We start from the raw sequence: 25,069 nt of genomic DNA, 5'->3' as shown, positions 1-25,069 counted from the left end.
TCATGACCCTGCCGCTCGATATCACGAAGCTTGCCGATCTTTTGCGCCTTGCGGCGAAACAGGAAATCCTGCCGCGCTTCCGCCGGCTCGGCGGCAATGATGTCCGCTCCAAAAGCGAACCTGCTGATCTTGTGACGGAAGCCGACGAGCAGGCGGAACGGCTGATCCGCCGTGAGATCGAGACACTGGCGCCGAGCGCTCTTTTTATCGGCGAGGAATCCGTCGCCGCAGACCCAGCGCTGCTCGGCAAGCTGGCGGATGCCGATTTTGCGATCATCGTTGATCCTGTTGATGGCACGTTTAATTTCGCGTCCGGCATCCCGGCCTTCGGCGTCATGGCCTCGGTCGTCTGGAAGGGCGAAACGGTGGCCGGCATCATCTACGATCCGATGGGCGACGACTGGGTGATGGCGGAAAAGGGCTCTGGTGCTTTCCTGAAGCGGCCGGATGGCGAAACAGTCCGTCTGAGCGTTGCCGGCCCGCGTCCGATCGAGACGATGATCGGCATGGCGTCACCCGGTTATTTCTTCGGCGAAACCCGCGAACGCATTCTTGCCAATCTCGCCAAGGTGCGGCTTTTTGCGAATTATCGCTGCGCCGCCCACGAATACCGGACGTTTGCGAGCGGCCATGTGCAGTTCATGCTCTACAACAAGCTGATGCCCTGGGATCATCTGGCCGGCGTTCTCGTCGGGACGGAAGCCGGCGGATATGCTGCACGTTTCGACGGTTCGGCCTATCTGCCGCATCACCTCGAAGGTGGCCTTCTGGTCGCGACCGACAAGGACAGCTGGCAGATCCTGCACGACGAAATCATCGCCGCGTAAGTGAACCCAGCAGATGAACCCGATAGCAAAAAGGCCGGAGCGATCCGGCCTTTTTCATGTTTGGGGATGGGCGGATCGTCAGATCCGCGGATTGTGCGGCTGGAACAGTTTTCCCTTTTCACCGATCAGCACGAAGATCAGGCCGATGACCGAAACGGTGAAGAAGCCCGCGACCAACGGCAGGGCCGTACCATTGAAGGCTTGGCCGATCGAGAGGCCGATCAGCGCACCGCCGACCGTGCTCATGAAGCCGAGAACGGCGGATGCCGTACCGGCGACATGACCGAGCGGCTCCATGGCGAGCGAGTTGAAGTTCGCGCCGATCCAGCCGAACTGGAACATGGCGAGCCCGAAGAACGCCAGGAACAGCAGGAACGGCATCGGCTGCGGGCCGAAGATCTGCACCATCATCCAGAGGAAATTGATGGTCAGGAAGCCCAGGAGCGAGCCGTGCGACAGGCGCCGCATGCCGAATCGTCCGACGAACCGAGAGTTCAGGAACGATGCGGTCGACATGAAGACCGCGACGGCCGCGAAGGCCACCGGGAACCAGTAGCCGAGATGGTAGATGCCGACATAGACCTGTTGCGCCGAGTTGATGAAGCCGAACATGGCGCCGAAAATGACGGTGCTGGCCAGCGTATAGCAGAGCGCGATGCGGTTGGTCAGAACGATTCGGAACCCGTCCATGACGACGGAGAGCGTGAACGGCCGCACATCGGCGGGATCGAGCGTCTCCGGCAGGCGCGAATACATCCAGAAGCCGATGCAGGATGCGACGATGGCCATGAACAGGAAGATCAGGTGCCAGTTGCCGACAACCATGATCATCTGACCGGTCCCAGGCGCGATGACCGGCACGACCATGAAGGTCATCATGATCAGCGACATAACTTCCGCCATGGCGCGGCCGCCGAAAACGTCGCGCACGATCGATACGGTAATGACCCGCGTTGCCGCCGCGCCGGCGCCTTGAACGAAGCGAAGCAGCAACATGGCGCCGAATGACGGCACAACAACGATGCCGATGGCGCAGATCACATAGACGATAACGCCGAAGATCATCGGCTTGCGCCGGCCGAAACGATCGGAAAGTGGTCCCCAGAGAAGCTGCATGGAGCCCAGCCCGAACACATAGGCCGAAACCACATATTGGCGGTGGTTCTCTTCCATCACGCCGAGCGAAGCGCCGATTTCCTGAAGGCCGGGAAGCATGATATCGATGGCGAGAGCATTGAGGGCCATCAGCATTGCCATCATGGCGATGAATTCGGCGCGTCCCATGCCGCGCAGGCGGTCCGGGGCCGTTTGTGAAGAATTTGTCACGGGCAGTTTCCTAAACAACGTCAAAGGCGCCGTGGGAGCGGCGCCTTGAAAATATCTTTGATTTCAGCAGGCCCTGGATGAAATTGAGGGCCGCCCGGAAAATGTCAGGCGGCGCCGCGAACGGCGATACCCTGTTCCTGCATGTGAGTCTGCAGTTCACCTGATTGGAACATCTCGCGGATGATATCGCAACCGCCAACGAACTCACCCTTGACGTAAAGCTGCGGGATGGTCGGCCAGTTGGAATAGTCCTTAATGCCCTGGCGGATCTCGGCGTCGGCGAGAACGTTCACGCCCTTGTAGTCGAGGCCGAGGTAGTCGAGAATCTGAACGACCTGACCGGAGAAGCCACACTGCGGAAACTGCGGCGTACCCTTCATGAAGAGAACCACGTCATTGGTCTTCACTTCATTGGCGATAAAATCTTGAACGCTCATATCCTATCCTTTCACATGCGGTTTCAAGGACCGCTGCGGCTGCGTCATTCCGCTTAAATAGCAACGCGGCCAACGGAATTCCAGCGGAATAAGCCGGCTTATGACGCTTATTGTGTCGCGTCGCAACGGTTCTTGCCGAGTTCCTGCACGCTACCGGTCTTGATGTCGAAGGCCTTTTGAACGGAAATCACCGAACCCATGCCGTTCTTCTCGTTTTCCGCAAAGCTCGGGCAGTTCTTTTTGGTCGCCGTTGTGGTGCTGCGCTGCCAGAAAACGAGCTTGCCGGCCTCGACCGCAAAATCGTCCGAAGGCACGTCGAGCACGGATTTGCGGGCCTTGAGATCATAGACGACCAGGTCGCCTTGCGGACCTGTGGAGCGCGAAAGGATCAGCAGGTTGCGCGCCTGGGCGGAGAACCACAAAGGATCGCCCGGCTTGCCGATCACGAAGTCGGCCTTTTTTGCATCGAAAGCGCATTTGCCGGGCTTGGGTTTCCCGTTAAGTGCCGTGATCGCAAATTGGGCACCGGCATCGCCGCTATGGGTTTTGGAAGCGACGAAATATTCGTTGTTGTCGTGGCATTCGACTTCCTGGGTAAATCCCGGGCCGGCGATAACGAACGCGCCCAATGCCACGGCCATAAATTGGACCGCTCTCACCACAGGAGTCATTCGGCGGGTGCGGATGTCTGCAGCGCGAGCGCATGCAGGACGCCGCCCATATTCCCCTTTAGGGCTTCGTACACCATCTGGTGCTGCTGAACGCGGCTTTTGCCGCGGAACTGTTCGGCGACGACCTCTGCGGCGTAATGGTCGCCATCGCCCGCCAGATCCCGGATGGTGACCTTGGCGCCGGGAAGGCCGGCTTTGATCATGTCTTCGATTTCGCCGGGTCGCATGGGCATGATGTCTTCCCTTTATTCCTCTCCGCGGATTCGCGGAATTCTTCTAAAGGGCACAGTGCCTCAAAGCGTGGCCCGGGTCAAAGCTGGATGACAGGCAGTCTTCTCAAGGATGCGACAAAGGATGCATCAGCTTGTGGAAACCGGCGCGCGCCCGCACTTTGAGCGGTTCGACCGGCTGCTTTCGTGAAAACCGGAACAGCCAGACGGCGCTCATCGTGAGGATCATGAAACCATAGGATTCGAGGCTTTCCTCGGCCGTCACGATGTCGAAATGTTCGGAGGCCTGACTGGCCGCCAGCACGAATGCGATCAGTCCGAGCGGCCAGGAAAGGCGTGGATGGATGGCCCGCAGGATGCCGCCGCGATGGCGAAGTTCGAAGAAAATCGTTGCGATCAGCAGGACTAGTACCGCAAGCCCGATAAAAATCGGCAGACCGGTCTTCGACACACAAAAAACTGTCGTAGTTCCCCGGCATATTGGCATCTCGCGCATGAAGAAGACAAACGCGATGCAGGCCGTCGTCACGGCGACGTATCGTGCCAGCACCCGCGTTCTGAAGAACGCCAGGCCGGCAAGCAGGGCGGTGATCGCAAGAGACAGGGACTGAAGGTCTTCGATAGGCCCGTCCTCCTCGAATATTTCGAAGGTGGTGTAACCCATCCTCGAAAAGATCACGTAGGCGATGACGTTGAAGCACAGGGTTGCGATCAGCGCATCCAGCCAGATGCGGTTATATTGCCAGGTCGGGCCCGATGACCGCAACCAGGCCATTATCGGCTTGATCATGTGTGCGCCTAATTTTTCATTTCAGTAAATCCAGATGCATACGCCCGGGGGAAAGCTGCTTCAACCCCTTGGCGCTGAAAGCGTGTGCAAAAGCAAACGGCGGCACTGGGCCGCCGTTCGTCGGATATCGCGCCGTTTGGACGCTATTTTCCGGATCAGTTCATGAAGGCCGGGAACCAGGCCTCGTGGGCCTTGGAAAGATCGGCAACACCGACGTCGATCAACGTATCGACGATGACGCGGTCACCGGAAACCGTGCCGAGCGCGCGGAACGGCACGCCGGCATTTTCGGCATTGGCCTGAACGAAATTGGCGAGATCGGCCGGCACGGCGATGACGTAACGCGCCTGGTCTTCGCCGAAGAGCAGCGCATGTGCCGGGCCGCGCTTGTCCGTCAGAGTGATCTTCATGCCCTTGCCAGACGCCATTGCCATTTCGACCAGTGCCAGCGCGAGGCCGCCCGAGGAAATGTCGTGGCAGGCGGTCACCTGGCCGTTACGGATTGTCGAGCGCACGAAATCGCCGTTGCGGCGTTCGGCCTTCAGGTCGACTTCCGGCGCCGGGCCGTCGATCCGGCCGAGAATGTCGCGCAGGTAGATGGACGAGCCGAGATGGCTGCCATCGGTGCCGATCATGATCAGCTTGTCGCCGTCCTTGGCAGAACCGATCTTCGCCATCTTCTGCCAGTCCGGCAGTAGGCCGACGCCGGCAATGGTCGGGGTCGGCAGGATCGCGACGCCGTTCGTCTCGTTGTAGAGCGAGACGTTGCCGGAAACGATCGGGAAGTCGAGCGCCTTGCACGCCTCGCCGATACCCTTGATGGCGCCGACGAGCTGGCCCATGATTTCCGGCTTTTCCGGATTGCCGAAGTTGAGGTTGTCGGTCGCGGCAAGCGGCTCGGCGCCGGTCGCGACGATATTGCGCCAGCATTCGGCAACGGCCTGCTTGCCGCCTTCGAACGGATCGGCCTCGACATAACGCGGGGTGACGTCGGAGGAGAAGGCGAGCGCCTTGGTCGGATGATGTTCGATGCGCACCACGCCGGCATCGCCACCCGGGCGCTGCAGCGAATTGCCCTGGATCAGCGTATCATACTGTTCCCAGACCCAGCGGCGGCTGGACTGGTTGGCGGAGCCGACGAGCTTCAGGAGAGCGTCGTTGTAGTCGGAAGGTGCTTCGACCTGCGAAGCGGGCAGGGCGGCGCGCGCCGTCGACTGAACCCAGGGGCGGTCGTATTCCGGCGCCTGGTCGCCCAGTTCCTTGATCGGCAGGTTCGCGACTTCTTCACCCTGATGCAGAATGCGGAAGCGCAAGTCGTCGGTCGTCTTGCCGACGATCGCGAAATCGAGACCCCATTTGACGAAGATCGCCTTGGCGACCTCTTCCTTTTCCGGCTGCAGAACCATGAGCATGCGCTCCTGGCTTTCCGACAGCATCATCTCATAGGCCGTCATGCGGTCTTCGCGCACCGGAACCTGATCGAGGTTAAGCTCGATGCCGAGGTCGCCCTTGGCGCCCATTTCGACCGCCGAGCAGGTGAGGCCGGCAGCACCCATGTCCTGGATGGCGATGACTGCGCCGGTCGCCATCAGCTCGAGGCAGGCTTCCAGCAGGCACTTTTCCGTGAAAGGATCGCCGACCTGAACGGTCGGGCGCTTCTCTTCGATCGACTCGTCGAATTCTGCGGATGCCATCGTGGCGCCGCCGACGCCGTCGCGACCGGTCTTGGCACCGAGGTAGACAACCGGAAGTCCGACGCCCTTGGCCTGCGACAGGAAAATGCCGTCAGACTTGGCAAGGCCGGCTGCGAATGCGTTGACGAGGATATTGCCGTTGTAACGCGGATCGAATTCGACTTCGCCGCCGACCGTCGGCACGCCGAAGGAATTGCCGTAACCGCCGACGCCGGCAACGACGCCGGAGACGAGGTGCTTGGTCTTCGGATGATCCGGAGCGCCGAAGCGCAGCGCATTCATCGCAGCGATCGGGCGGGCGCCCATGGTGAAGACGTCGCGCAGGATGCCGCCGACACCGGTCGCCGCACCCTGATAGGGTTCGATATAGGACGGGTGATTGTGGCTCTCCATCTTGAAGACAACAACGTCGCCATCATCGATATCAACGACGCCGGCATTTTCACCCGGTCCCTGCACAACGCGCGGACCCTTGGTCGGTAGCGTGCGCAGCCAGCGCTTGGAGGATTTGTAAGAGCAATGCTCGTTCCACATGGCGGAGAAAATGCCGAGCTCTGTGAAGGTCGGCTCACGGCCGATCAGATCGAGGATCCGCTGATATTCGTCGGGCCTCAGGCCGTGGGAGGCGACGAGTTCAGGGGTAATCGCGATACTGTTCGGAATGGTCATGATCTTCTCTGGATTGAAGGGCCAAGCTTTGGCCGCTCTTTAGCCTATGTCGCCGAAAGGTGCGACAGGAAAATGCTGCCGTGCAACGTTCAGATGACGGAGCCGGCAAAAACAAAAAGCGCCGGAAATCTCCGGCGCTTCCTTTTGGCATTTTTCGTTCGTTCAGAACTTGTAGCCGACCGAGAGGCCCGCGTAGCTCAGTCCATCGTTTTCGTCGCACAGATCCGCATTCGAAGAATGCTCGACGGTCGCAAGCACGCGCCAGTTCTGATTGATGTTGTAACCGAGCCCGGCCGACTCGTGGAAATTGAAACGGCAGCCGACGACCGGGCGCTTGCTCGGGTCGTCCAGGCTTGCATCGGTCACCGACCCGCCGAAGCCGAGATCGATGAAGAACTTTTCGCCAAGCGGAACCGTCCAGGTAAAACCGGCATAGGCCTGGTTTGCGCCGCCGGTCGTGGAGAGGATCGCACCGACATGAACGCGCGGCCGCAGCATATGGTCGAAGAAGCTCTGGGCATGACGCTGGTCGAATGGGTCGAAGAAAACGGTAGCGGACGGAAATACGCCGGGCTCGAACGTCTTGCCCTTCTGGATCGATCCGGAGAGGCCGACGCGCACTTCATCAAGCAGGTGTTCTTGCGCAAAGACAGAAGCAGGCGAAACCAGGCTGGCAAGGGTCGCCCCGGTTGCCAATGCGAATACTGTGCTTTTCATTCACAACGTCCCAATGCGGCCCGCGTTTTGCGGTCGGTGCGAATCACGACAAAGCGACCCGCCCTTCTCCGATGTGACAACTGCTATTCCTATGAAAAGAGTCCGTCCAGCAAAGTTTAAGAAGGACTTAAAGGGGCTCTCCGGAAACAGGAGATTTCGATGACCACGGTGCAGGTTTGCAACAGATTTATGTCAGAAGACGTGGCCGCCGATGCGGGTTTAGCAACCGCTGGCTCCGCCGACCCAACGCAGCACGTCGCGCTTGATTCTCTCGCTGTTTGCACCATCCATGAGGGGCCCGAATGCATCCAGCTTTGCCGGATTGCCCTCGGCCTGGACGACGAGCATCGGGCGCGATTCCGGGCTGTGCCGCGGAACTGCCAGAATGCGCGGGCGGCCGGAGAACGAGTTGAGCTCCGGTGCCAGGCGATAGTCCTTGAAGGCCGGATCCTGCGACTTGAACCAGCAGGCATTGGCAGCCAGCGCCACGCGTTCCATCGTCGGCAATGCCGCCCGATTCGGGGATGACAACGGACGCTCCGACTGGCAGGCGGCAAGCATCATTCCCGCCGCAGAAAGGCAAAGAACGGCGGAAAGGCGATAAGAACGGGACATCAGCGACCTGTATGGTGTTGTCGAGTGGAGGACAGAAATCACTGTCAGGCGGTTGCGGCGATCACATCCAGCGCCGAAGCGAAAATGCCGCGGCCGTCGCTGCCGCCATGGGCCATTTCGATCAGGTTTTCCGGATGCGGCATCATGCCGAGCACGTTGCCGCGGCTGTTCATGACGCCGGCGATATCGTTCATCGAGCCGTTCGGATTGGTGCCGTCGGCATAACGGAACACGACCTCTCCACGGTCTTCCATGCCGGCCAGCGTTTCCGAATCGACGAAATAGTTGCCGTCGTGATGGGCGACCGGGCAACGAATGACCTGGCCCTTTTCATAGGCGCGGGTGAAGTCGGTCTCGGCATTGACCACTTCGAGCTTCACTTCCTTGCACACGAACTTCAGCGAGGAATTGCGCATCAGAGCGCCCGGCAGCATGCCAGCCTCGACGAGGATCTGGAAGCCGTTGCAGACGCCGAGAACCTTGACGCCCTTTTCGGCCTTGTCCTTGATCGCCTGCATGATCGGCATGCGGGCCGCGATCGCGCCGCAGCGCAGATAGTCGCCATAGGAGAAGCCGCCCGGAATGACGATCAGATCGACGTCGTCGGCGATATCCGTTTCGGTCTGCCAGACGGTGATCGGCGCCTTGCCGGAAATCTTCGTGAGTGCGGCGATCATGTCGCGATCGCGATTGAGACCGGGAAGCTGGACGACGGCGGATTTCATGGGGCGGCTTAAACCTCAAAGGCCTCGGATTGCGTCCGAGGCGGTTCCAGAAAGTGCTTCGGAGCCCGAAGGCTCCGTAACGGGCTCTCAATCGAGAGCGATGGAGTAGTTCTCAATGACCGTGTTGGCGAGCAGCTTCTCGCACATCGCCTTCAGGTCGGCTTCGGCCTTCGCCTTGTCGGCGCCGTCGAGTTCGAGGTCGAAGACCTTGCCCTGACGCACCTGGCCGACGCCCGCAAAACCGAGGCTGCCGAGGGCGCCTTCGATGGCCTTGCCCTGCGGATCGAGAACGCCGTTCTTGAGCGTGACCGTCACGCGTGCCTTGATCACTGATATACCCCCAATATTACTTGACGAGAACCGGGCCGGTGCCGCGGACAGGTTCGTTTTCATTGATGATTCCGAGACGACGGGCAACTTCGGAATAAGCTTCCACAAGACCGCCCAGGTCCTGCCGGAAACGATCCTTGTCCATCTTTTCCTTCGTCTCCATGTCCCAAAGGCGGCAGCTGTCGGGAGAGATCTCATCGGCGAGGATGATGCGCATCATGTCGCCTTCGAACAGGCGGCCGCATTCGATCTTGAAATCCACAAGCTGGATTCCGACGCCGAGGAAGAGGCCGGACAGGAAGTCGTTGACGCGGATGGCGAGCGCCATGATGTCATCGAGTTCGGCCGGATTTGCCCAGCCGAAAGCGGTGATGTGCTCTTCCGACACCATCGGATCGGCCAGCTGGTCCGACTTGTAGTAGAATTCGATGATCGAGCGCGGCAGGACCACGCCTTCCTCGATGCCGAGGCGGGTGGAGAGCGAGCCGGCGGCGACATTGCGCACGACGATCTCGAGCGGAATCATCTCCACTTCCTTGATCAGCTGTTCGCGCATGTTCAGCCGGCGGATGAAATGCGTCGGAATGCCGATCTTGTTCAGATGGGTGAAGAGGTATTCGGAAATGCGGTTGTTGAGAACGCCCTTGCCGTCGATGACATCATGCTTCTTTTTGTTGAAGGCGGTGGCGTCGTCCTTGAAGAACTGGATCAGCGTTCCCGGCTCGGGGCCTTCATACAGGATCTTGGCCTTGCCCTCGTAGATACGGCGGCGACGGTTCATGATTTTTATCTCGTTGTTGGCGCCCCTCGCGGGCGCAATGGATGACGATTGAGCGGTCCCTTATCGGAAAAGATCGGATTTCACAATGCGGGCCTCCGAATGGCTTGGGGGCGAGGTGGTTTTGACGAAGCGCAATCAGGAATCATTCAGCCTGAGGCTACACCCATTATGAAAGCTTTTTCTGTATCAATCACGACGTCCCAAATGAAACGGACAGTAATAAACAACAAAAGCAGGGAACAATAATGGTGTACGCTCTTCGTGACCGGGGCAGAGCCCTGGAAGATAAATTCGCCTATGAACAGACCTTTCAGTTCCGTGCGGAATCACGCCGCAACAAGCTTCTGGGCCGCATCCTTGATCGGTGTTGCAGATGCCGGCGCTTACGCGAAGGATCTGGTGTTTTCGACGCTCGATGACAAGGCTGCGCACGACATAGCCAGCAAATTGCGTCACGATTTCGACGTGGCGGGTGTCACGGTTCTCGATGACGAACTGCAGACCAAGATGCACGATCTGCTTCTCGACGTGGTCGGGGAAATGGAGCGCGCCTGATCCTGCGGACCGCCTGACGACTACCTCCGGTAATTGTCATCCAGATTTCATGCCGGCGGCGCGGGTTTTCCGCTGCCGCCGATTGCACTCGGCCCCCATTTTGATTATGGGGTCGAACGAGAGTTTACTTTTGGGAGACCCTATATGGCTGGCATCAGCGATCGCGAAAAAGCCTTCGAAAACAAGTTCGCCCACGATCAGGACCTGAAGTTCAAGGCGGTTGCCCGCCGCAACAAGCTCGTTGGCCTGTGGGCCGCTGGCCTGCTCGGCAAGGCCGACGCCGAAGCCTATGCCAAGGAAGTCGTGGTTGCCGATTTTGAAGAAGCCGGCGACGAGGACGTCTTCCGCAAGCTGCGCGGCGATTTCGATGCCGGCGGCGTATCGGTGTCCGATCAGGACATTCGCACCAAGATGATCGACCTGCTCACCGAGGCGGTCGCCCAGATCGAACAGCAGTAATCGGTCCATTGCCGATCTAAAGAAAGCCGCGTCCGGCCGGGCGCGGCTTTCGTCGTTTTGCGCTTTGGCGGTTTAACAGCTTAGCGCCAGCTTTCGGCGCGAATGAAATCCGCAAGGGCGGAAGGCGGCATCGGGCGGGCCAGGGCATAACCCTGGAGGCGGTCGCAGCCGAGATCGCGCAGGATGCGTACATGGTCGGCCGTTTCGACGCCTTCGGCGACCACCTTGATATTGAGCGACTTGCCGATATCGATGATCGAGCCGATCAGCTTGCGCTGCTTGGACGACTGCACCACATGCCGCACCAACTCGCGGTCGATCTTCAGCGCATCCGGAGTGAGCCGCATCAGGCTGATGATCGACGCATGGCCTGTGCCGAAATCGTCGATCTCGATGCCGATGCCGAGTTTCCGCAGGCGGGCCAGATTTTTAGCTGCATCGTCGCCGCTGTCGTCCAGGAAGATCGACTCCAGCAGCTCGAAGGATACGGTGCCGGGTTCGATATCCAGCTTCTTGAGCTTGCGGGGCAGGGCGGCATCATGAAGTCTCCGGTAGGAGACATTCACGGAAAGCCTGGGAATCTTCAGCCCGCCCTCTCTCCAGCCGCGAAAGTCTTCAAGCGCCTTTTCCAGGATCATCGCATCGATGGCGGAAACGGCATCCAGTTCTTCGGCGGTGTAGAGAAACTTGTCCGGCGTCAGCAGGCCCTGCTCCGGATGCATCCATCTCGCCAGCGTTTCCACGCCGGCAATGTTGAGTGTCTTCGCATCGAACTGAGGCTGGTAGAACGGAATGAACTCGTTGCGCTCCAGCGCAATCAGGATTTCGTCGGAAAGCCGCTTGGTGCTGATGATCTCGTTCTGCGTATCGGCCGAGAAGAATTCATGGCGGTTGCGGCCGCTATGCTTGGCGCGATAGAGCGCGATATCGGCGTTAAGCAGCAATTGCCGCGCGTCGATGTCACGACCGGTTTCGCAGGCGATCCCAATGCTGGCACCGAACCGGCAATCATGCCCTTCGTAGGAAACCGGTTTGCGCAATTCCCGGATGATGCGGTCCGCAAAATGCGACAGCTTGCGCGGTGAGCCCTGGAATTTCGACAGGATGACGAACTCGTCGCCGCCGATGCGGGCAACGAAATCGCCTTCGCGCAGGCTCGTTTTCAGGGTTCTGGCAGCATGTTTCAGCATCATGTCGCCGGCGCTGTGGCCGAGCGTATCGTTGATCTGCTTGAAACGGTCGAGATCGATATGGAGGATGGCGATGCCTTCTCCCGATCGGTTGCACTCCGCCGCCACCCGGTCGAGCATCTCGTCGAGATAACGCCGGTTTGGCAGATCGGTGAGATAGTCGTGCATCGCATTGTGCTCGATGCGGATACGGGCCGTTTCGAGTTCGCGGTTACGGGCTTCGGCAAGCGTCTTGGCGCGCTCGAGCTCACGATGCAGCATGACATCGGCCGTCACATCCCAATTGGCGCCGACCATTTTCTTGTGGCCGTTGCTGTCGATGAAGGACATGGTCCGGGTGCGGACCACCCGTTCGGTGCCGTCCCGCAGGATGACCCGGTATTGGTCTGAAAAGCGTTTACCCGCCTCGATATTGTCGAGAACATTGGCCTGCACGCGTGCGGCATCATCGGGATGGAGAAAGCTTTCCCAGAGGCCGCCAATCACGACCTCCTCGGTCTTTTCCATGCCGTAGATGCGGAACATCCGCTCGTCCCAATCCACCTGACCGGTTTCAAAATCGGATTCGTAGACGCCGATACCGGAAATTTCGAGTGCCATATCGAGGCGGCGAGACATCCTCGCCATGGCTTCTTCAGCAGCCTTGCGACCGCTGATATCCGTGTCTGTGCCGACGACCCGTGTCGCCTTGCCGGTCTCGTCCCATTCCACGCAGGCGCCGCGGCACAAGATCCAGATCCAGTGCCCTTTTTTGTGGCGCTCTCGATATTCGAAAACCGTATAGTCCGGGTCCCCGGCATTCTGGCGCGCCATGGCGTGGATGACGTAGTCCCGGTCATCCGGATGCACGAGTTGCAGCCATTCTTCCGTGCTTGCCGCCAGCGGGTCCTCGGGTGCGAGCCCGCGAATCTTGCGCCAGGTCGGCGAATAATATTTCTGGCCGGTCGCGTAATTGTGGTCCCAGACGCCGGAGACGGAGCTGACCAGCGCGTTGTTCCAGCGGCTCTCGCGATCGGCGAGATCCTCGATCTGCTGTTTCCGCTCGGAAATATCGGAGAGATGCACGGCCGTCAGCAGCCGGCCTCTCAGGCTTCGGCCAAGCGGCGAAAGCGATGCCAGCGCCCAGCGGATCGTGCCGTCGGCCGCTGAAAGCCGCAACTCGACGATTTTGCCCACATTGTCTTCGCCGCAGTCGCGAAGGGCGTTGCGCAGCTGCTCGCAGCCGTCCGTGTCGAAGATCTCTGCGAATGTTTCGGGCTTGCGGTTGCCCTCCAGCCAATCCCGGTCGAAGGTCTCGTTGTGGAAGAGGAATGCACCGTTCTCATCGACCACGGCGACGGGAAAAGGCACTGTTTCGAACAAAGTCTTCACGATGCCGATCTCGCCTCCGGCGGCGGGATCTTGGGGGCGTGGAGCTGCATTCGAGGGCATTGGCACCGGCCTGGCTCACAAAAGTTGAGGCCTCAATTTAGCAATCGCCAATTAAATCCGACTTAAGATTGCCGTTCGAATTAATACACCCGGGCAATTTGGAGGCAAGCGGTCGGAATAGCCTATGCTTTGAGGCGGCTGAGGAATTGGGCAAAGACCATCGTACCCTCCGGCCACGGCCCATGTCCAGATTCTGCATTGATATGACCGGATTCGCCGGCATCGACCAGCAGCGATCCCCACGCGGCAGCGATGTCGTCCGCATGCTCATATGAACCGAAGGGATCGTTGCGGCTTGCAACGGTCAAGGTCGGAAACGGCAGCGGATCGCGCGGGTAGGGGCCGAACGTCGTCAGGTGTCTTGGGCGGATTGCCGGGTTGTCGACCTCCGGCGGGGCAACGAAGAACGCACCGGCCACCGGTTTCTTGAACAGTGGAACGGCATGCACGACGGAAGGAATACCCAGCGAATGGGCAACCAGGACGACCGGACGCTCGCAGGCATTCACCTCTTCGGCGATCTTTGCGACCCAGTCTTCCTTGACGGGCTTCGACCATTCGGCCTGCTCCACGCGTCGCGCGGTCGCGAGCTTCTGTTCCCAGCGGGTCTGCCAGTGGGTCGGTCCGGAATTAGTATAACCGGGAATGATCAGAATATCGGCTTCGGATGCTTTCATGCGGCGCGATGTGAGGGGCGAAGGCTCGGAAGTCAAGGCGGGAGGCGACAGCGGTTATAAAATTTGCTATGGTTTCTCTGCCGATTGCTGAAGCTTCTCGGCTTCTGCCAGCCGAAATGCACCGGCACGCGGCCCTATGATATGTTGCCGATCCCGCCTGTCGGCGGACCGGGTTTTCAACGATTGCCACGTCTATCATGTATCGGGGGGCATGCGCTGGGGAGGCGCTGCCGTGGCAGAAGCGATGAGGAGAAGCTCTATGACCGCATTTCATGTCATGGCCGGCGCCCATGAAGGGTTATTGCGCCCCGCAGTGAGGAAGATCGGCGTCGAGGATGTTCGCGAGGCGCTGAGGCTCGGCTGGAACGACTTCATGGAGAGGCCGTCGCATTACGTCTTTCTGTGTCTGATCTATCCGATTGCCGGCATATTCCTGGCCGTCTGGAGCACCGGCGCCAATCTCATGCCGCTCCTGTTTCCGCTGATGTCCGGTTTCGCGCTGCTCGGCCCGATCGCGGCGATCGGCCTTTACGAGATCAGCCGCCGTCGTGAAATGGGCGAAGACACGTCCTGGCGTCATGCGCTTGACGTCCGTCATTCGCCGGCCATGCCGTCGATATTGGCGGTCGGTTTCTTCCTGGTCGTGCTGTTCGTCGCATGGCTGCTGATCGCGCAGGCGCTCTACACCGCGTATTTCGGCGACACCGCACCGGCCTCGATCGGCGCTTTCGTCTCCGATGTACTGACTACCTCGCAGGGTATATCGATGATAATCTGGGGCAACCTGATCGGCTTCGTCTTCGCGGTCGTGGTGCTGGCAACGACCGTTGTCGCGTTCCCGCTGATGCTGGATCGTGACGTCGGTGCCGGGGTGGCGATAGAAACCAGTGTCCGCGCAGCACTTGCCAATCCGGTGCCGGTCGCGCTCTGGGGCCTGATCGTCGCCGCACTTCTGGTCGTCGGCACGATCCCGATCTTCGCCGGGCTCGCGGTCATCATGCCGATCCTCGGCCATTCGACCTGGCATCTTTATCGCCGGCTGGTGATACCTGCGGCTTGAGAGGGGCGAAGCGTCTCGCCAAACAGGGACGTAGAGTCTGAGAAAAGGTGGTTGGATCCTTGCCACAAGGGCGAGGATGACGTTGAGTTTTTGGCGAGTATAGCCCCAACAAAAATCCCCGGCTGCGCGAGCGGCCGGGGATTCAAAACTTACCTGCAACGAAACCTATCAGGCTTCGCCGAACACCCGGTTGAAGATCGTATCGACATGCTTGGTGTGATAACCTAGGTCGAATTTCTCGCGAATGTCGGCTTCCGAAAGTGCGGCGCGCACTTCCTGGTCGCCCAGCAATTCCTCGAGAAAATCCTTGCCTTCTTCCCACACCTTCATCGCGTTGCGCTGCACGAGACGATAGCTGTCTTCACGCGAAACACCCGCCTGCGTCAGCGCCAGAAGAACGCGCTGGCTCATGACCAGGCCCTTGAACTTGTTCATGTTCTTTAGCATGTTTTCCGGATAGATCACCAGCTTCTCGATGACACCGGCAAGCCGGTTCAGTGCGAAGTCCAGGGTGACGGTCGTGTCCGGGCCGATGGCGCGCTCGACGCTCGAATGGCTGATGTCGCGCTCATGCCAGAGCGCTACGTTTTCCATGGCCGGCACCACCGACATGCGCACGAGGCGGGCGAGGCCGGTCAGGTTTTCCGTCAGGACCGGGTTGCGCTTGTGCGGCATGGCCGACGAACCCTTCTGGCCCGGCGAGAAGAACTCTTCCGCTTCCAGAACCTCGGTACGCTGCATATGGCGAATCTCGATCGCGACGTTTTCGATCGACGAGGCGATGACGCCGAGCGTCGCGAAATACATCGCGTGACGGTCGCGCGGGATGACCTGCGTCGAGACCGGTTCCGGCTTCAGGCCGAGAGCGGCGGCGACATGTTCTTCGACACGCGGATCGATATTGGCGAACGTGCCGACAGCGCCGGAGATCGCGCAGGTCGCGACCTCTTCGCGAGCTTCTAGCAGACGCGTCTTGTTACGGTCCATCTCCGCATAGAAGCGGGCGAAGGTCAGGCCCATTGTCGTCGGCTCGGCATGGATGCCATGGCTGCGGCCAATGCGGACCGTATCCTTGTGCTCGAAAGCTCGGGTCTTGAGCGCCGCAAGCACCCGATCGATGCCGGCGATCAGGATATCGGTGGCGCGGACGAGCTGGACGTTGGATGTCGTGTCGAGCACATCGGAAGAGGTCATGCCCTGGTGGATGAAACGCGAATCCGGGCCGACGAATTCGGCCAGATGCGTCAGGAAGGCGATGACGTCATGCTTGGTGACGGCTTCGATTTCGTCGATGCGGGCGACGTTGAACTCCGCCTTGCCGCCTTTTTCCCAGATGGTCTCGGCAGCCGATTTCGGAATGACGCCGATCGCGGCCAGCGCGTCGCAGGCATGTGCCTCGATCTCGAACCAGATGCGGAACTTGGTTTCGGGCGACCAGATGGCGACCATTTCAGGCCGCGAATAACGGGGGATCATGGGCTTGTCGTATCCTACAGGAAAGTCGGCCAAGGAAGGCGGTATGGAATATCGCCGCCGCTGTAACAGGAACAGGCGGTAAGCTCAAGTTTGCGGACCAAATCCGCAATTTTCAGGGTTAGCTTTTTCAAGCAGGCCTATTGCAGGTCTGGCGAAATGGTCTTGATCGGCACAGCGATCCAACGGCCATCCGGCCCTTCGAAACCGGCGCTCAACACCAGCACCATGGCGACTTCGACTTTCGCGCCGCGCGGCGTCGTGCCGCTCATGATGCCGCCAAGTCTGTAGCTGGTGACACAACGGCGCGAGGCCGGCACGTGCTCGTCGTCATGAACGACCTGACTGACCGGCTTGCCGTCACGCTCGGTAAAACGCAGTCGGAAAGACGCGGTCCGTTCGACGATGCCTTCGCAGGCGGTATCCGGCGGCTCGGGCGATTCCTCCAGGACCAGCGTATTGGGCTCGCCGATGGCCGGCAGGGCCGAGACGCTGCGATAGCGTATGCGGTGCGCGTCGCCATCGACATCGGTGATCGGGTTGTAGGCGAGGATTTCAGCTGGATGATTGACGAATTCGTGCGTCTCGATCATTACATCCGCATCGTTGCGGACCTGCCAGCGCGCCTTGGCGACGCTTGCGCCTTCGTTCTCCAGCCGGACGCGAAACGGCGTGCCGGGCAGGAACGTGTCCTTGGAAAGATCGAGAACGTAGATATTGGCATAGGGAAAGCCGGAGCCGTCTTGAACGCCATATTCCTCATAAGCGAAAGTCTGGCCGTCGGAGGAAAATCCGATCGAGCGCATGCTTGCGATATCGCCCGCCGATGCGGAGCCGGCGAAAAAGATCGCCGCACATGCCGGGATGGAAGATCGCAAGCTCCACTTCATCTGCGCCCGTCCTCTGCTGCGGTCTTGAGCCGCGCGATATTGTCCCGATAGGCAGCGATTCCATCGCCCTTGTAAACCGCAGAACCGGCCACGAACACGTTAGCCCCAGCCTTTGTTGCAGCGCCGATCGTGTCCGCGGTGATGCCGCCATCGACTTCGAGCTCGATCGGGCGGTTGCCGATCATCGCCTTTGCGGCGCGGATCTTGTCGTTCATCGCCGGAATGAATTTCTGGCCGCCGAAGCCCGGATTGACGCTCATGATCAGGATCAGGTCGACGTCGTCGAGTACGTTCTCAATGACCGAAAGCGGCGTCGCCGGGTTCAGCGTCACGCCAACCTTTTTGCCGAGCGCGCGGATGGTCTGCAGCGAGCGGTGCAGATGCGCACCGGCTTCCGCATGCACGGTAATGCCGTCGCAGCCGGCCTTGGCAAAGGCTTCGAGATAGGGGTCGGCCGGCGAGATCATCAGATGGCAATCGAAAAAGGCGGTCGTATAAGGCCGCAGCGACTTGATGACGTCAGGCCCGAAGGAAATGTTCGGCACGAAATGGCCGTCCATGACATCGAGATGCACCCATTCCGCGCCGGCATCCACGACATCCTTCACTTCCTGTCCGAGCTTTGAGAAGTCGGCGGCGAGAATGGATGGGGCAATTCGGATCGGCAGGGTTGTCATGGGGCAAAAGATCTCCTGTTGTCGGCTCTCCCAAGAGCCCGGAAACGCCTCTAGCATCCCGCTTGCCGGGGGACAATTGCCCGCGACGAATCTTACTCCGTGGCGGGATGCGAAAGCACCAGCGTCGAGCCGCGCCATTCCAGCAACCGGAAGGGATTGTTCTTCAGTTCATGGCTCTTGTCGAAGGCGATCGTGCCGATGGCGGTATTGAAACTGCCGCTTGCGATCGCAGCCATTGCAGGCTTTCCCGCCGAGGCGATGATCGCCTGATGCGCCAGTTCCGTCGCCGCATAGGCCGGCAGCATATAGCCGTCCGGGTCGATGTTTTTCGCCCGCAGCGCCGCGACTGCCGCGCCGGCGGAAGGAAGTACGGAATAGTCGGGCAAGGCAACTGCCATCACGCCGTCACGCAGCGTCACCGGACGGTTCGCGGCCCGCATCGTGTCGCCGGCAATGATCGACAAAGGAATGTTCTCCGATGCCGCATCGCGGGCGATGATCGACACGTCGTTGCGATCGCCGCCGACGAAGACATGCGTGGCGCCTGCCTTGGCAAGCCGGCGCACCAGTGCCACCTGCTGTTCCTGTCCGGGACGGAACGTATCGGTAAAGATCGGCTGCATGCCCATCGGTTCGAGGCGCTGGCGGATGGCGCTTGCCAGTTCACGCCCATAGATCGTGCCGTCTTCGACAATGGCTATCGGCTCCGCCTTCCAGATGGCAAGGATCGTTTCGGACAGTTTTGCAGCTTCCATGCCTTCGGCCGGTGCCATGCGGAAGAAAGGCCAGCCGTTACGCAGCGTGTCTTCCATCAGGATCTTGGAGCGTACCGAAAGAGTGATGGCCGGAATCTGGGATGCCTTGAGCTGGGGCAGGGCGGTGGACAATGTCTCGACGCAGAGGAAGCCGATGGCGACGGCGGCCTTCGCCTCCGTAAGTCCCTTTGACACGGCAACGCCGCCTGCCTCGTCGCAGCTTTCATCGATCTCGATAACGGTGTCGCCGGCGGCTTCCGCCGCTGCCCGCGCCCCTTGGAAAACCTGCGCGCCGAGTGGGGCGTAAGGACCGGATTTTGGCGCCACCACGCCGATCACCGCAGCCGATGCCGGCGCATACCCGAGGAATGGGCCGCATCCGAGCAACGAAGCCAGCAATCCGGCGATGAGAAAACGTCGTGCTGTCATGCTTTTCCTGGTATTCCGACCCCGGCATTCAGCCTGGGAATTCTTTGATCCGAAATGACATTTAGCCTTCCCTGCGCATCCGTCAAAGGGAATCGCCCATCGCGTCGAACCGTTTCCGGTAAAAAGCTCCAGCTGGCGTGGACATCAGGCATAATTGCCACCATATCTTGGCGAAGGTTGTGACATGTGAATGAACGGTCGCCATCAAGCGGCATCCGGACATTGCAGTCACCGACAGATATCCAATGCCATTGGGAATGCCCTTGCCGGACAAACCTCTCCTCGATCCAATCCTCTATCGCAACGGAATGGCGCGATATGCGGGCCATGTACAGGTGGTGACGACGGAATTCGAGGGTGTGAGGCGCGGCGTGACCGTGACGGCCGCCTGTTCGGTTTCGGACAATCCGCCGACCGTGCTCGTCTGCCTGAACGGCAGCAATGTGAACAACGCGATCTTCGAGAAAAGCGGCGTCTTTGCGCTGAACTCGCTTGCCGCGCACCATCAGTCGCTGGCAACCGCCTTTGCGGGCCTGAGCGGCGTGCCGGCCGAAGAACGGTTCGGCATTGCGGACTGGAAAGTGCTGGAAACCGGTGCGCCCGTACTCGCCGATGCCGTCGTCAGCTTCGATTGCCGGCTGACCGACATCAAACGCGTCTCGACGCATTTCGTGATGTTCGGTGAGGTGAAGGCAATGTATTTCGGCGAGGCCAATCCCTCGCTCATCTATCTGGACCGCGGCTTTCATACATTATAGAACGCCGTTCGAGAGGAATGAATGATGTCCGAAGGAAAAACGCGCGCCTTGCCCGCTTCCATCGACGAGACTGTCGCCATGCTGGGGGGAGAGGATTACCTTGCCGGCCGGTCGCTCGCGACGGTGATTTTCCTGGCGCTGAAGATGAAGCGACCGCTTTTCCTCGAAGGTGAGGCCGGCGTCGGCAAGACCGAGATCGCCAAGACTTTGGCCAAGGCGCTCGACCGCCCGCTGATCCGCCTGCAATGTTATGAAGGCCTCGATATTTCGTCTGCCGTCTACGAATGGAACTATCCTGCGCAGATGCTCGACATCCGGTTGTCGGAAGCCGCTGGTGTCAAGGACCGTAAGGCGATCGAAACCAACCTGTTTTCCGAACGCCACCTGATCCGCCGCCCCGTCCTGCAGGCGCTTGGCGAAAAGGGCGGTCCGGCTCCGGTTTTCCTCATCGACGAACTTGACCGCACAGACGAGGCCTTCGAAGCCTTCCTTCTGGAAGTGCTCTCCGATTTCCAGGTGACCATTCCGGAACTCGGCACGATCAAGGCCGAGGAGCCGCCGATCGTCATCATCACCACCAACCGCACCCGCGAAATTCATGACGCGCTGAAGCGGCGCTGCCTTTATCACTGGGTCGATTATCCGGATGCGGCTCAGGAACTGGAAATCATCCGCCGCAAGGTGCCGCAATGCGCCGAGACCCTGTCGCGGCAGGTGGTGGCCTATGTGCAGAAACTGCGCCGCCTCGACCTCTTCAAGAACCCCGGCGTCGCCGAAACCATCGATTGGGCAACCGCGCTTACCGAACTCGATCGCATCGCGCTCGATCCGGAAACCATCGCCGATACGCTCGGAACGCTGTTGAAATACCAGGACGATATCGCCCGCGTGAAAGCCGGCGAGGGTGAGCGCGTGCTGTCCGAAGTCAAGGCTGAACTGCACGCAACGGGATAGGGCTATGGCGACTGGTTTGGACAAGGACGGAGTGATTGTTTCGCCGGTCCCGGCCGGCGGCGATGAGCCCGTTGTGTCTTTCACCCCTGAAGGCCGACTTGCGGAAAACATCGTCTATTTCTCCCGCGTCCTGCGTCGCGCCGGACTGAAGACCGGCCCGGCCGCTGCCGCCGATGCGATTGCAGCCGTCGACGCGATCGGCATGGGCTCGCGCGAGGAATTCCATGCGGCGTTGTCTGCCGTCTTCGTGAAGCGCCATGAGGACCAGCCGGTCTTCGACGAAGCGTTCAAACTGTTCTGGCGCTCGCGCGATCTGGTCGGCAAGATGATCGCGATGATGTCGCCGAAGGCGACTGACAATCGCGAGCGGGAAAAGCAGAAGGCCGGCGCCACCCGTGTCAGCGATGCCTTGACCGCCGATCAGCCGGAGCGCCCGAACCGCAAGCCGCCGGAAATCGAAATCGATTCCCGCTTCACCACGTCTGCCAGCGAAATCCTGAAACGGCAGGACTTTGCCCAGATGACGGCCGCCGAACTGGCGCAGGCCCGGCGCGAGCTTCAGAAACTCGCTCTGCCGCTCGACAAGGTCGTGATGCGCCGCTTCCGTGCCTCAAGTCACCCACCGGTGATCGACCCGCGCGCCACCATGCGCCAGGCGATGAAAAGCGGCAGTGACCTCATCCTACCGAAGTTTAGAGAACGAAAACTCGCGCCGCCGCCGCTCGTCGTTCTCGCCGATATTTCCGGCTCGATGAGCCAATACACCCGCATCTTCCTGCATTTCCTGCACGCGCTGACGGAAAAGCGCACCCGCGTCCACACCTTCCTGTTCGGCACGCGGTTGACCAACGTCACCCGCCAGATGCGTCGCCGCGATCCGGACGAAGCGCTGGCCGCCTGCACCGGTGCTGTCCGTGACTGGTCCGGCGGCACCCGGATCGGCGCGACGCTTGCCGAGTTCAACCGGCTCTGGTCGCGCCGTGTTCTGGGGCAAGGCGCTGTCGTGCTTTTGATCACCGATGGACTGGAGCGCGAAGGCGTCGAAGAGCTGGAAAAGGAAATGGACCGGCTGCATCGCTCCTGTCGCCGTCTGATCTGGCTGAACCCGCTTTTGCGCTTCGACGGGTTTGAAGCTCGTGCCCGAGGCGTGCGCGCCATGCTGCCGCATGTGGATGAATTTCGCGCCGTCCACAATCTGCAGTCGCTTGCCGATCTTGCCAAGGCATTGTCGGATGATCATACAAAGAATGCCGATCCACGGCGATATCTCGACATGAGGAGGGTGGCATGACTGTTACCGAAACTCTCGACCCGCTATTGACTGCTGAAAACTGGAAGACCGCGGGCCGCGACGTGGCGATCGCTACTGTCGTCGAGACCTGGGGTTCTGCTCCGCGTCCCGCCGGCAGTCATCTCGTCATCGATGGCGAGGGCAATTTCGAAGGCTCCGTCTCCGGCGGCTGCGTCGAAGGCGCGGTCATCACCGAGGCGCTCGACGTCATCGAAAGCGGCCAATCCAAAATGCTGGAATTCGGCGTCGCCGACGAAACGGCATGGCGCGTCGGCCTTTCCTGCGGTGGTCGTATCCGTGTTTTCGTGGAAAGGCTCGGCTGATGCAGCTCGATACATTGACGAAGCTGAATGCGGCCCGCCAGGACCGCCGCGCCGCCGTCGTCGTCACCGATCTTGCCGGCGGCAAGGTCGAGGTGATCGTCGAGGGTGAGACGGTCGCCGGCCCACTCGGCGAAGAAGTCGGCAAGGCGCTGCGCAGCGGCAAGGCGACGACTGCTGAGGTCGAAGGCAAGGCGCTGTTTCTCAACGCCCATCTGCCGCCGCCGCGCATCGTGGTGATCGGCGCCGTGCATATCAGCCAGGCGATGGCGCAAATGGCGCCGGTGGCGGGCTACGATCTCACCATCATCGATCCGCGTACGGCCTTTGCCACCGAGGAACGTTTCCACGGCGTCGAGCTGATCGCCGACTGGCCGGAGGACGTTCTGAAAGGCAGGCCGCTCGATGCCTATACGGCGCTTGCGGCGGTCACCCATGACCCGAAGATCGACGATTTTCCATTGTCGGAAGCCCTGAAAGCCGGCTGTTTCTACGTCGGTGCGCTCGGCAGCCGCAAGACCCACGCCAAACGTGTCGAGCGGCTGAAGGAAATGGGCCGCACTGATAACGAAATCGGCCGCATCGCCGCCCCGATCGGCCTCGATATCGGTGCCGCCAGCCCGGCCGAGATTGCGCTCGCGACGCTTTCCCAGATCGTCCAGGCCTTCCGCCGCCGCGACCTTGTCGCCACAAGGTGACCTGATGAAATACGGGACATTCGAACTTGCCGAAGCCGAAGGCGTGGTGCTGGCCCATAGCATAAGGCTGCCCGCCGGCCGTCTCTCGAAAGGCGAGATCCTGTCGGCCGACGATATCGCGCGTCTTGCCGGCGAGGGGGTCAATTCCGTCGTTGCGGTGCGGCTCGATGATGGCGACATTCTGGAAGATGAGGCGGCCGCGACCATCGCCGCAGCGATCGCGCCGGATAATTTGCGCTTCTCGGAGGCGACGACTGGCCGGGTGAATATCTATGCGAGAGTCGATGGCCTGTTCGTGGCCGACAAGGCCGTTGTCGATGGGCTGAACCGCATCGACCCGGCGATCACGCTTGCCTGTCTTGCCGACCATGTGGCGGTGCGTGCCGGAGACATGGTCGCCACGGTGAAGATCATTCCGTTGGCGGTCGGCCGCAAAAAGATCGATCAGGCCACAGCGCTTCTGGCAGAATCGACGGCGTTCGAGGTAAAGGCTTTCCATCCCCGCGCGGTGACTTTGGTTGCAACCGAGCTGCCATCGCTGAAGACTTCGGTAATGGATCGTACCGCGCGCCTGCTTGAGCAGCGCCTCGCCATTTCAGGTAGCCGGCTAACAAAAGAGATCCGGATTCCGCACTCGTCCGATCGTTTGAGTGAGGTTTTGCAGGAACTTAAGCCTTATGAAATTAATGAGCCGGCTATGATTATCGTCTTCGGCGCTTCCGCTGTGGCGGATCCGGACGATGTTATTCCCGCCGCGATCCGTCGTGCCGGCGGCGAAGTGGAGCATGTCGGCATGCCGGTCGATCCCGGCAATCTTCTGGTTCTCGGCCGTATCGGCGACGTTCCTGTCCTCGGTGCGCCGGGTTGCGCCCGCTCGCCGAAGGAAAACGGCTTCGACTGGGTTCTGAACCGCTTGATGGCCGGAGAAACCCCGACCTCCTTCGATCTCACCGGCATGGGTGTCGGCGGCCTGTTGATGGAGATTCCCACACGGCCGCTGCCGCGCGATAATCCCAAGGCAAAGGCGACCGAGTTGTCGGTTGGAGGCTTGATGCTCGCCGCCGGCCGCGCCAGCCGCATGGGCAAGGACGGACCGCACAAGCTGCTGGCGGAATTCGATGGCGTTCCGCTCGCCAGACGTTCTGCCCAGATGCTGCTTGCGTCGCAGGCATCACCGGTCGTTGCCATCACCGGCCACCGCCGCGAAGAGATTGAGGCTGCATTGTCCGGCCTTGCCATCGGCAGCTATTTCAATCCGGATTATGCTTCGGGCATGGCAAGCTCACTGGTTCGTGGTTTTTCCGTGCCGGAGCTTTCCTCCAGGGATGGCGTGCTGGTCATGCTCGCCGATATGCCGGGCGTCACGACCGCGCATATCGACCTGTTGGTGAGGGCATTTCGCGAAGCCGGCGGTGGTGTCGTCGTCCGCTCGGTGTCGGATGGCAAACGCGGCAACCCGATCATCCTGCCGAGACTTGCCTATGATGCGGTGCTCCGGCTCGAAGGCGATGTCGGTGCCCGCGCGCTTATTGAAAATTCCGGCCTGTCTGTGATCGATATTGACATCGGACCGGCGGCGCATCTCGATGTCGATACGCCCGAAGCGGTAACGGCCGCAGGCGGCGTATTGAAGGGGTAAG

The 25,069-nt window shown here is 60.4% G+C and carries 26 protein-coding genes and 1 pseudogene; 10 read left to right on the top strand and 17 right to left on the bottom strand.

Annotated features, from left to right (window positions below; all coding sequences use genetic code 11):
- Positions 1-2: 2 nt before the first annotated feature.
- On the top strand, positions 3-827 hold the full coding sequence (locus tag KX729_RS00500) for an inositol monophosphatase family protein (RefSeq protein ID WP_219740507.1): 825 nt from the start codon (positions 3-5) through the stop codon (positions 825-827).
- A 78-nt stretch (positions 828-905) separates the two neighbouring features.
- On the opposite strand, the gene KX729_RS00495 is transcribed toward KX729_RS00500, so the two are convergent.
- The 11 genes from KX729_RS00495 to purC all read right to left on the bottom strand — a co-directional run bounded on the left by KX729_RS00495 (position 906) and on the right by purC (position 9,812).
- Positions 906-2,111 carry a multidrug effflux MFS transporter gene (locus KX729_RS00495; protein WP_219741173.1) on the bottom strand — a complete coding sequence of 402 codons (1,206 nt, stop codon included), beginning with the start codon at positions 2,109-2,111 and terminating at the stop codon, positions 906-908.
- Positions 2,112-2,257: 146 nt separating this feature from the next.
- Positions 2,258-2,590, bottom strand: coding sequence for a Grx4 family monothiol glutaredoxin (grxD, locus tag KX729_RS00490; protein ID WP_219740506.1), 333 nt, complete (start codon positions 2,588-2,590; stop codon positions 2,258-2,260).
- A gap of 107 nt (positions 2,591-2,697) precedes the next feature.
- Positions 2,698-3,231, bottom strand: coding sequence for a hypothetical protein (locus KX729_RS00485; RefSeq protein WP_219740505.1), 534 nt, complete (start codon positions 3,229-3,231; stop codon positions 2,698-2,700).
- A 26-nt stretch (positions 3,232-3,257) separates the two neighbouring features.
- Positions 3,258-3,494, bottom strand: coding sequence for a BolA family protein (locus KX729_RS00480; protein ID WP_219740504.1), 237 nt, complete (start codon positions 3,492-3,494; stop codon positions 3,258-3,260).
- Between the two features lie 103 nt (positions 3,495-3,597).
- Positions 3,598-4,281, bottom strand: a complete 684-nt coding sequence (locus tag KX729_RS00475) for a hypothetical protein (protein WP_219740503.1) — start codon at positions 4,279-4,281, stop codon at positions 3,598-3,600.
- A gap of 155 nt (positions 4,282-4,436) precedes the next feature.
- Positions 4,437-6,644, bottom strand: coding sequence for a phosphoribosylformylglycinamidine synthase subunit PurL (gene purL / locus KX729_RS00470; RefSeq protein WP_219740502.1), 2,208 nt, complete (start codon positions 6,642-6,644; stop codon positions 4,437-4,439).
- Positions 6,645-6,806: 162 nt separating this feature from the next.
- On the bottom strand, positions 6,807-7,361 hold the full coding sequence (locus tag KX729_RS00465; protein WP_219740501.1) for an acyloxyacyl hydrolase: 555 nt from the start codon (positions 7,359-7,361) through the stop codon (positions 6,807-6,809).
- A gap of 219 nt (positions 7,362-7,580) precedes the next feature.
- Positions 7,581-7,976, bottom strand: coding sequence for a hypothetical protein (locus KX729_RS00460; RefSeq protein ID WP_219740500.1), 396 nt, complete (start codon positions 7,974-7,976; stop codon positions 7,581-7,583).
- A gap of 44 nt (positions 7,977-8,020) precedes the next feature.
- Entirely contained in the window at positions 8,021-8,701 is a 681-nt protein-coding gene (purQ, locus tag KX729_RS00455; RefSeq protein WP_219740499.1) for a phosphoribosylformylglycinamidine synthase subunit PurQ, read from the bottom strand.
- Between the two features lie 87 nt (positions 8,702-8,788).
- Positions 8,789-9,031: a phosphoribosylformylglycinamidine synthase subunit PurS gene (gene purS / locus KX729_RS00450; RefSeq protein ID WP_219740498.1), complete on the bottom strand. Its 243-nt coding sequence runs from the start codon at positions 9,029-9,031 to the stop codon at positions 8,789-8,791.
- Positions 9,032-9,047: 16 nt separating this feature from the next.
- The gene (purC, locus tag KX729_RS00445) at positions 9,048-9,812 is read right to left on the bottom strand and encodes a phosphoribosylaminoimidazolesuccinocarboxamide synthase (RefSeq protein ID WP_219740497.1); all 765 of its coding nucleotides are present in this window, start codon (positions 9,810-9,812) and stop codon (positions 9,048-9,050) included.
- Between the two features lie 245 nt (positions 9,813-10,057).
- Between purC and KX729_RS00440 the strand changes: the two are divergent.
- Both KX729_RS00440 and KX729_RS00435 read left to right on the top strand, forming a co-directional pair.
- Positions 10,058-10,367, top strand: a pseudogene (locus KX729_RS00440) (ATPase inhibitor subunit zeta).
- Between the two features lie 144 nt (positions 10,368-10,511).
- The gene (locus KX729_RS00435) at positions 10,512-10,826 is read left to right on the top strand and encodes a DUF1476 domain-containing protein (protein ID WP_219740495.1); all 315 of its coding nucleotides are present in this window, start codon (positions 10,512-10,514) and stop codon (positions 10,824-10,826) included.
- 80 nt (positions 10,827-10,906) lie between these two features.
- Here KX729_RS00435 and KX729_RS00430 read toward each other — a convergent pair whose 3' ends face one another.
- Both KX729_RS00430 and KX729_RS00425 read right to left on the bottom strand, forming a co-directional pair.
- A complete protein-coding gene (locus tag KX729_RS00430) occupies positions 10,907-13,387 on the bottom strand; it encodes a sensor domain-containing protein (protein ID WP_376775890.1) in 2,481 nt (826 codons plus the stop codon).
- A gap of 182 nt (positions 13,388-13,569) precedes the next feature.
- On the bottom strand, positions 13,570-14,124 hold the full coding sequence (locus KX729_RS00425) for an RBBP9/YdeN family alpha/beta hydrolase (RefSeq protein ID WP_219740493.1): 555 nt from the start codon (positions 14,122-14,124) through the stop codon (positions 13,570-13,572).
- A 259-nt stretch (positions 14,125-14,383) separates the two neighbouring features.
- Here KX729_RS00425 and KX729_RS00420 point away from each other — a divergent pair, with 259 nt between their 5' ends.
- Complete coding sequence (locus tag KX729_RS00420) at positions 14,384-15,184, top strand: DUF2189 domain-containing protein (protein WP_219740492.1); 801 nt, start codon at positions 14,384-14,386, stop codon at positions 15,182-15,184.
- Positions 15,185-15,352: 168 nt separating this feature from the next.
- Here KX729_RS00420 and purB read toward each other — a convergent pair whose 3' ends face one another.
- From purB to KX729_RS00400, 4 genes are all read right to left on the bottom strand, one after another.
- Positions 15,353-16,660, bottom strand: coding sequence for an adenylosuccinate lyase (purB, locus tag KX729_RS00415; protein ID WP_219740491.1), 1,308 nt, complete (start codon positions 16,658-16,660; stop codon positions 15,353-15,355).
- 137 nt (positions 16,661-16,797) lie between these two features.
- Positions 16,798-17,547, bottom strand: a complete 750-nt coding sequence (locus KX729_RS00410; protein WP_219740490.1) for a DUF2259 domain-containing protein — start codon at positions 17,545-17,547, stop codon at positions 16,798-16,800.
- Entirely contained in the window at positions 17,544-18,224 is a 681-nt protein-coding gene (rpe, locus tag KX729_RS00405) for a ribulose-phosphate 3-epimerase (RefSeq protein ID WP_219740489.1), read from the bottom strand. Before rpe ends, KX729_RS00410 begins: the two co-directional genes overlap by 4 nt.
- A 92-nt stretch (positions 18,225-18,316) precedes the next feature.
- On the bottom strand, positions 18,317-19,375 hold the full coding sequence (locus KX729_RS00400) for a branched-chain amino acid ABC transporter substrate-binding protein (RefSeq protein ID WP_376775907.1): 1,059 nt from the start codon (positions 19,373-19,375) through the stop codon (positions 18,317-18,319).
- 290 nt (positions 19,376-19,665) lie between these two features.
- On the opposite strand from KX729_RS00400, the gene KX729_RS00395 reads away from it, so the two are divergent.
- The 6 genes from KX729_RS00395 to KX729_RS00370 are packed head-to-tail and all read left to right on the top strand — an operon-like array spanning position 19,666 to position 25,068.
- Positions 19,666-20,166: a flavin reductase gene (locus KX729_RS00395; protein WP_219741172.1), complete on the top strand. Its 501-nt coding sequence runs from the start codon at positions 19,666-19,668 to the stop codon at positions 20,164-20,166.
- A gap of 24 nt (positions 20,167-20,190) precedes the next feature.
- Positions 20,191-21,120 carry an AAA family ATPase gene (locus tag KX729_RS00390; protein WP_219740487.1) on the top strand — a complete coding sequence of 310 codons (930 nt, stop codon included), beginning with the start codon at positions 20,191-20,193 and terminating at the stop codon, positions 21,118-21,120.
- Between the two features lie 4 nt (positions 21,121-21,124).
- Entirely contained in the window at positions 21,125-22,411 is a 1,287-nt protein-coding gene (locus KX729_RS00385; protein WP_219740486.1) for a vWA domain-containing protein, read from the top strand.
- Entirely contained in the window at positions 22,408-22,734 is a 327-nt protein-coding gene (locus KX729_RS00380) for an XdhC family protein (RefSeq protein ID WP_219740485.1), read from the top strand. Before KX729_RS00385 ends, KX729_RS00380 begins: the two co-directional genes overlap by 4 nt.
- Positions 22,734-23,429 carry an XdhC family protein gene (locus KX729_RS00375; RefSeq protein ID WP_219740484.1) on the top strand — a complete coding sequence of 232 codons (696 nt, stop codon included), beginning with the start codon at positions 22,734-22,736 and terminating at the stop codon, positions 23,427-23,429. The genes KX729_RS00380 and KX729_RS00375 overlap by 1 nt, the downstream gene beginning before the upstream one ends.
- A gap of 4 nt (positions 23,430-23,433) precedes the next feature.
- Positions 23,434-25,068: an NTP transferase domain-containing protein gene (locus KX729_RS00370; RefSeq protein WP_219740483.1), complete on the top strand. Its 1,635-nt coding sequence runs from the start codon at positions 23,434-23,436 to the stop codon at positions 25,066-25,068.
- Position 25,069: the final 1 nt, after the last annotated feature.

It is taken from the genome of Neorhizobium populisoli (assembly GCF_019430945.1).
In the GTDB taxonomy this organism is placed as follows: Bacteria; Pseudomonadota; Alphaproteobacteria; order Rhizobiales; family Rhizobiaceae; genus Neorhizobium; species Neorhizobium populisoli.
This window is presented reverse-complemented; position numbering and strand designations above follow the sequence as displayed.

Bases quoted from the DNA above. Each gene is read 5' to 3' on its own strand.
- purB (WP_219740491.1), bottom strand. From the start codon at position 16,660: ATGATCCCCCGTTATTCGCGGCCTGAAATGGTCGCCATCTGGTCGCCC.
- KX729_RS00390 (WP_219740487.1), top strand. From the start codon at position 20,191: ATGTCCGAAGGAAAAACGCGCGCCTTGCCCGCTTCCATCGACGAGACT.
- KX729_RS00435 (WP_219740495.1), top strand. From the start codon at position 10,512: ATGGCTGGCATCAGCGATCGCGAAAAAGCCTTCGAAAACAAGTTCGCC.
- KX729_RS00395 (WP_219741172.1), top strand. From the start codon at position 19,666: ATGCCCTTGCCGGACAAACCTCTCCTCGATCCAATCCTCTATCGCAAC.
- KX729_RS00380 (WP_219740485.1), top strand. From the start codon at position 22,408: ATGACTGTTACCGAAACTCTCGACCCGCTATTGACTGCTGAAAACTGG.
- KX729_RS00425 (WP_219740493.1), bottom strand. From the start codon at position 14,124: ATGAAAGCATCCGAAGCCGATATTCTGATCATTCCCGGTTATACTAAT.
- KX729_RS00495 (WP_219741173.1), bottom strand. From the start codon at position 2,111: ATGGGACGCGCCGAATTCATCGCCATGATGGCAATGCTGATGGCCCTC.
- KX729_RS00480 (WP_219740504.1), bottom strand. From the start codon at position 3,494: ATGCCCATGCGACCCGGCGAAATCGAAGACATGATCAAAGCCGGCCTT.
- KX729_RS00475 (WP_219740503.1), bottom strand. From the start codon at position 4,281: ATGATCAAGCCGATAATGGCCTGGTTGCGGTCATCGGGCCCGACCTGG.
- rpe (WP_219740489.1), bottom strand. From the start codon at position 18,224: ATGACAACCCTGCCGATCCGAATTGCCCCATCCATTCTCGCCGCCGAC.
- purC (WP_219740497.1), bottom strand. From the start codon at position 9,812: ATGAACCGTCGCCGCCGTATCTACGAGGGCAAGGCCAAGATCCTGTAT.
- KX729_RS00420 (WP_219740492.1), top strand. From the start codon at position 14,384: ATGACCGCATTTCATGTCATGGCCGGCGCCCATGAAGGGTTATTGCGC.
- KX729_RS00500 (WP_219740507.1), top strand. From the start codon at position 3: ATGACCCTGCCGCTCGATATCACGAAGCTTGCCGATCTTTTGCGCCTT.
- KX729_RS00375 (WP_219740484.1), top strand. From the start codon at position 22,734: ATGCAGCTCGATACATTGACGAAGCTGAATGCGGCCCGCCAGGACCGC.
- purL (WP_219740502.1), bottom strand. From the start codon at position 6,644: ATGACCATTCCGAACAGTATCGCGATTACCCCTGAACTCGTCGCCTCC.
- KX729_RS00465 (WP_219740501.1), bottom strand. From the start codon at position 7,361: ATGAAAAGCACAGTATTCGCATTGGCAACCGGGGCGACCCTTGCCAGC.
- KX729_RS00485 (WP_219740505.1), bottom strand. From the start codon at position 3,231: ATGGCCGTGGCATTGGGCGCGTTCGTTATCGCCGGCCCGGGATTTACC.
- KX729_RS00385 (WP_219740486.1), top strand. From the start codon at position 21,125: ATGGCGACTGGTTTGGACAAGGACGGAGTGATTGTTTCGCCGGTCCCG.
- KX729_RS00370 (WP_219740483.1), top strand. From the start codon at position 23,434: ATGAAATACGGGACATTCGAACTTGCCGAAGCCGAAGGCGTGGTGCTG.
- KX729_RS00410 (WP_219740490.1), bottom strand. From the start codon at position 17,547: ATGAAGTGGAGCTTGCGATCTTCCATCCCGGCATGTGCGGCGATCTTT.
- grxD (WP_219740506.1), bottom strand. From the start codon at position 2,590: ATGAGCGTTCAAGATTTTATCGCCAATGAAGTGAAGACCAATGACGTG.
- purQ (WP_219740499.1), bottom strand. From the start codon at position 8,701: ATGAAATCCGCCGTCGTCCAGCTTCCCGGTCTCAATCGCGATCGCGAC.
- KX729_RS00460 (WP_219740500.1), bottom strand. From the start codon at position 7,976: ATGTCCCGTTCTTATCGCCTTTCCGCCGTTCTTTGCCTTTCTGCGGCG.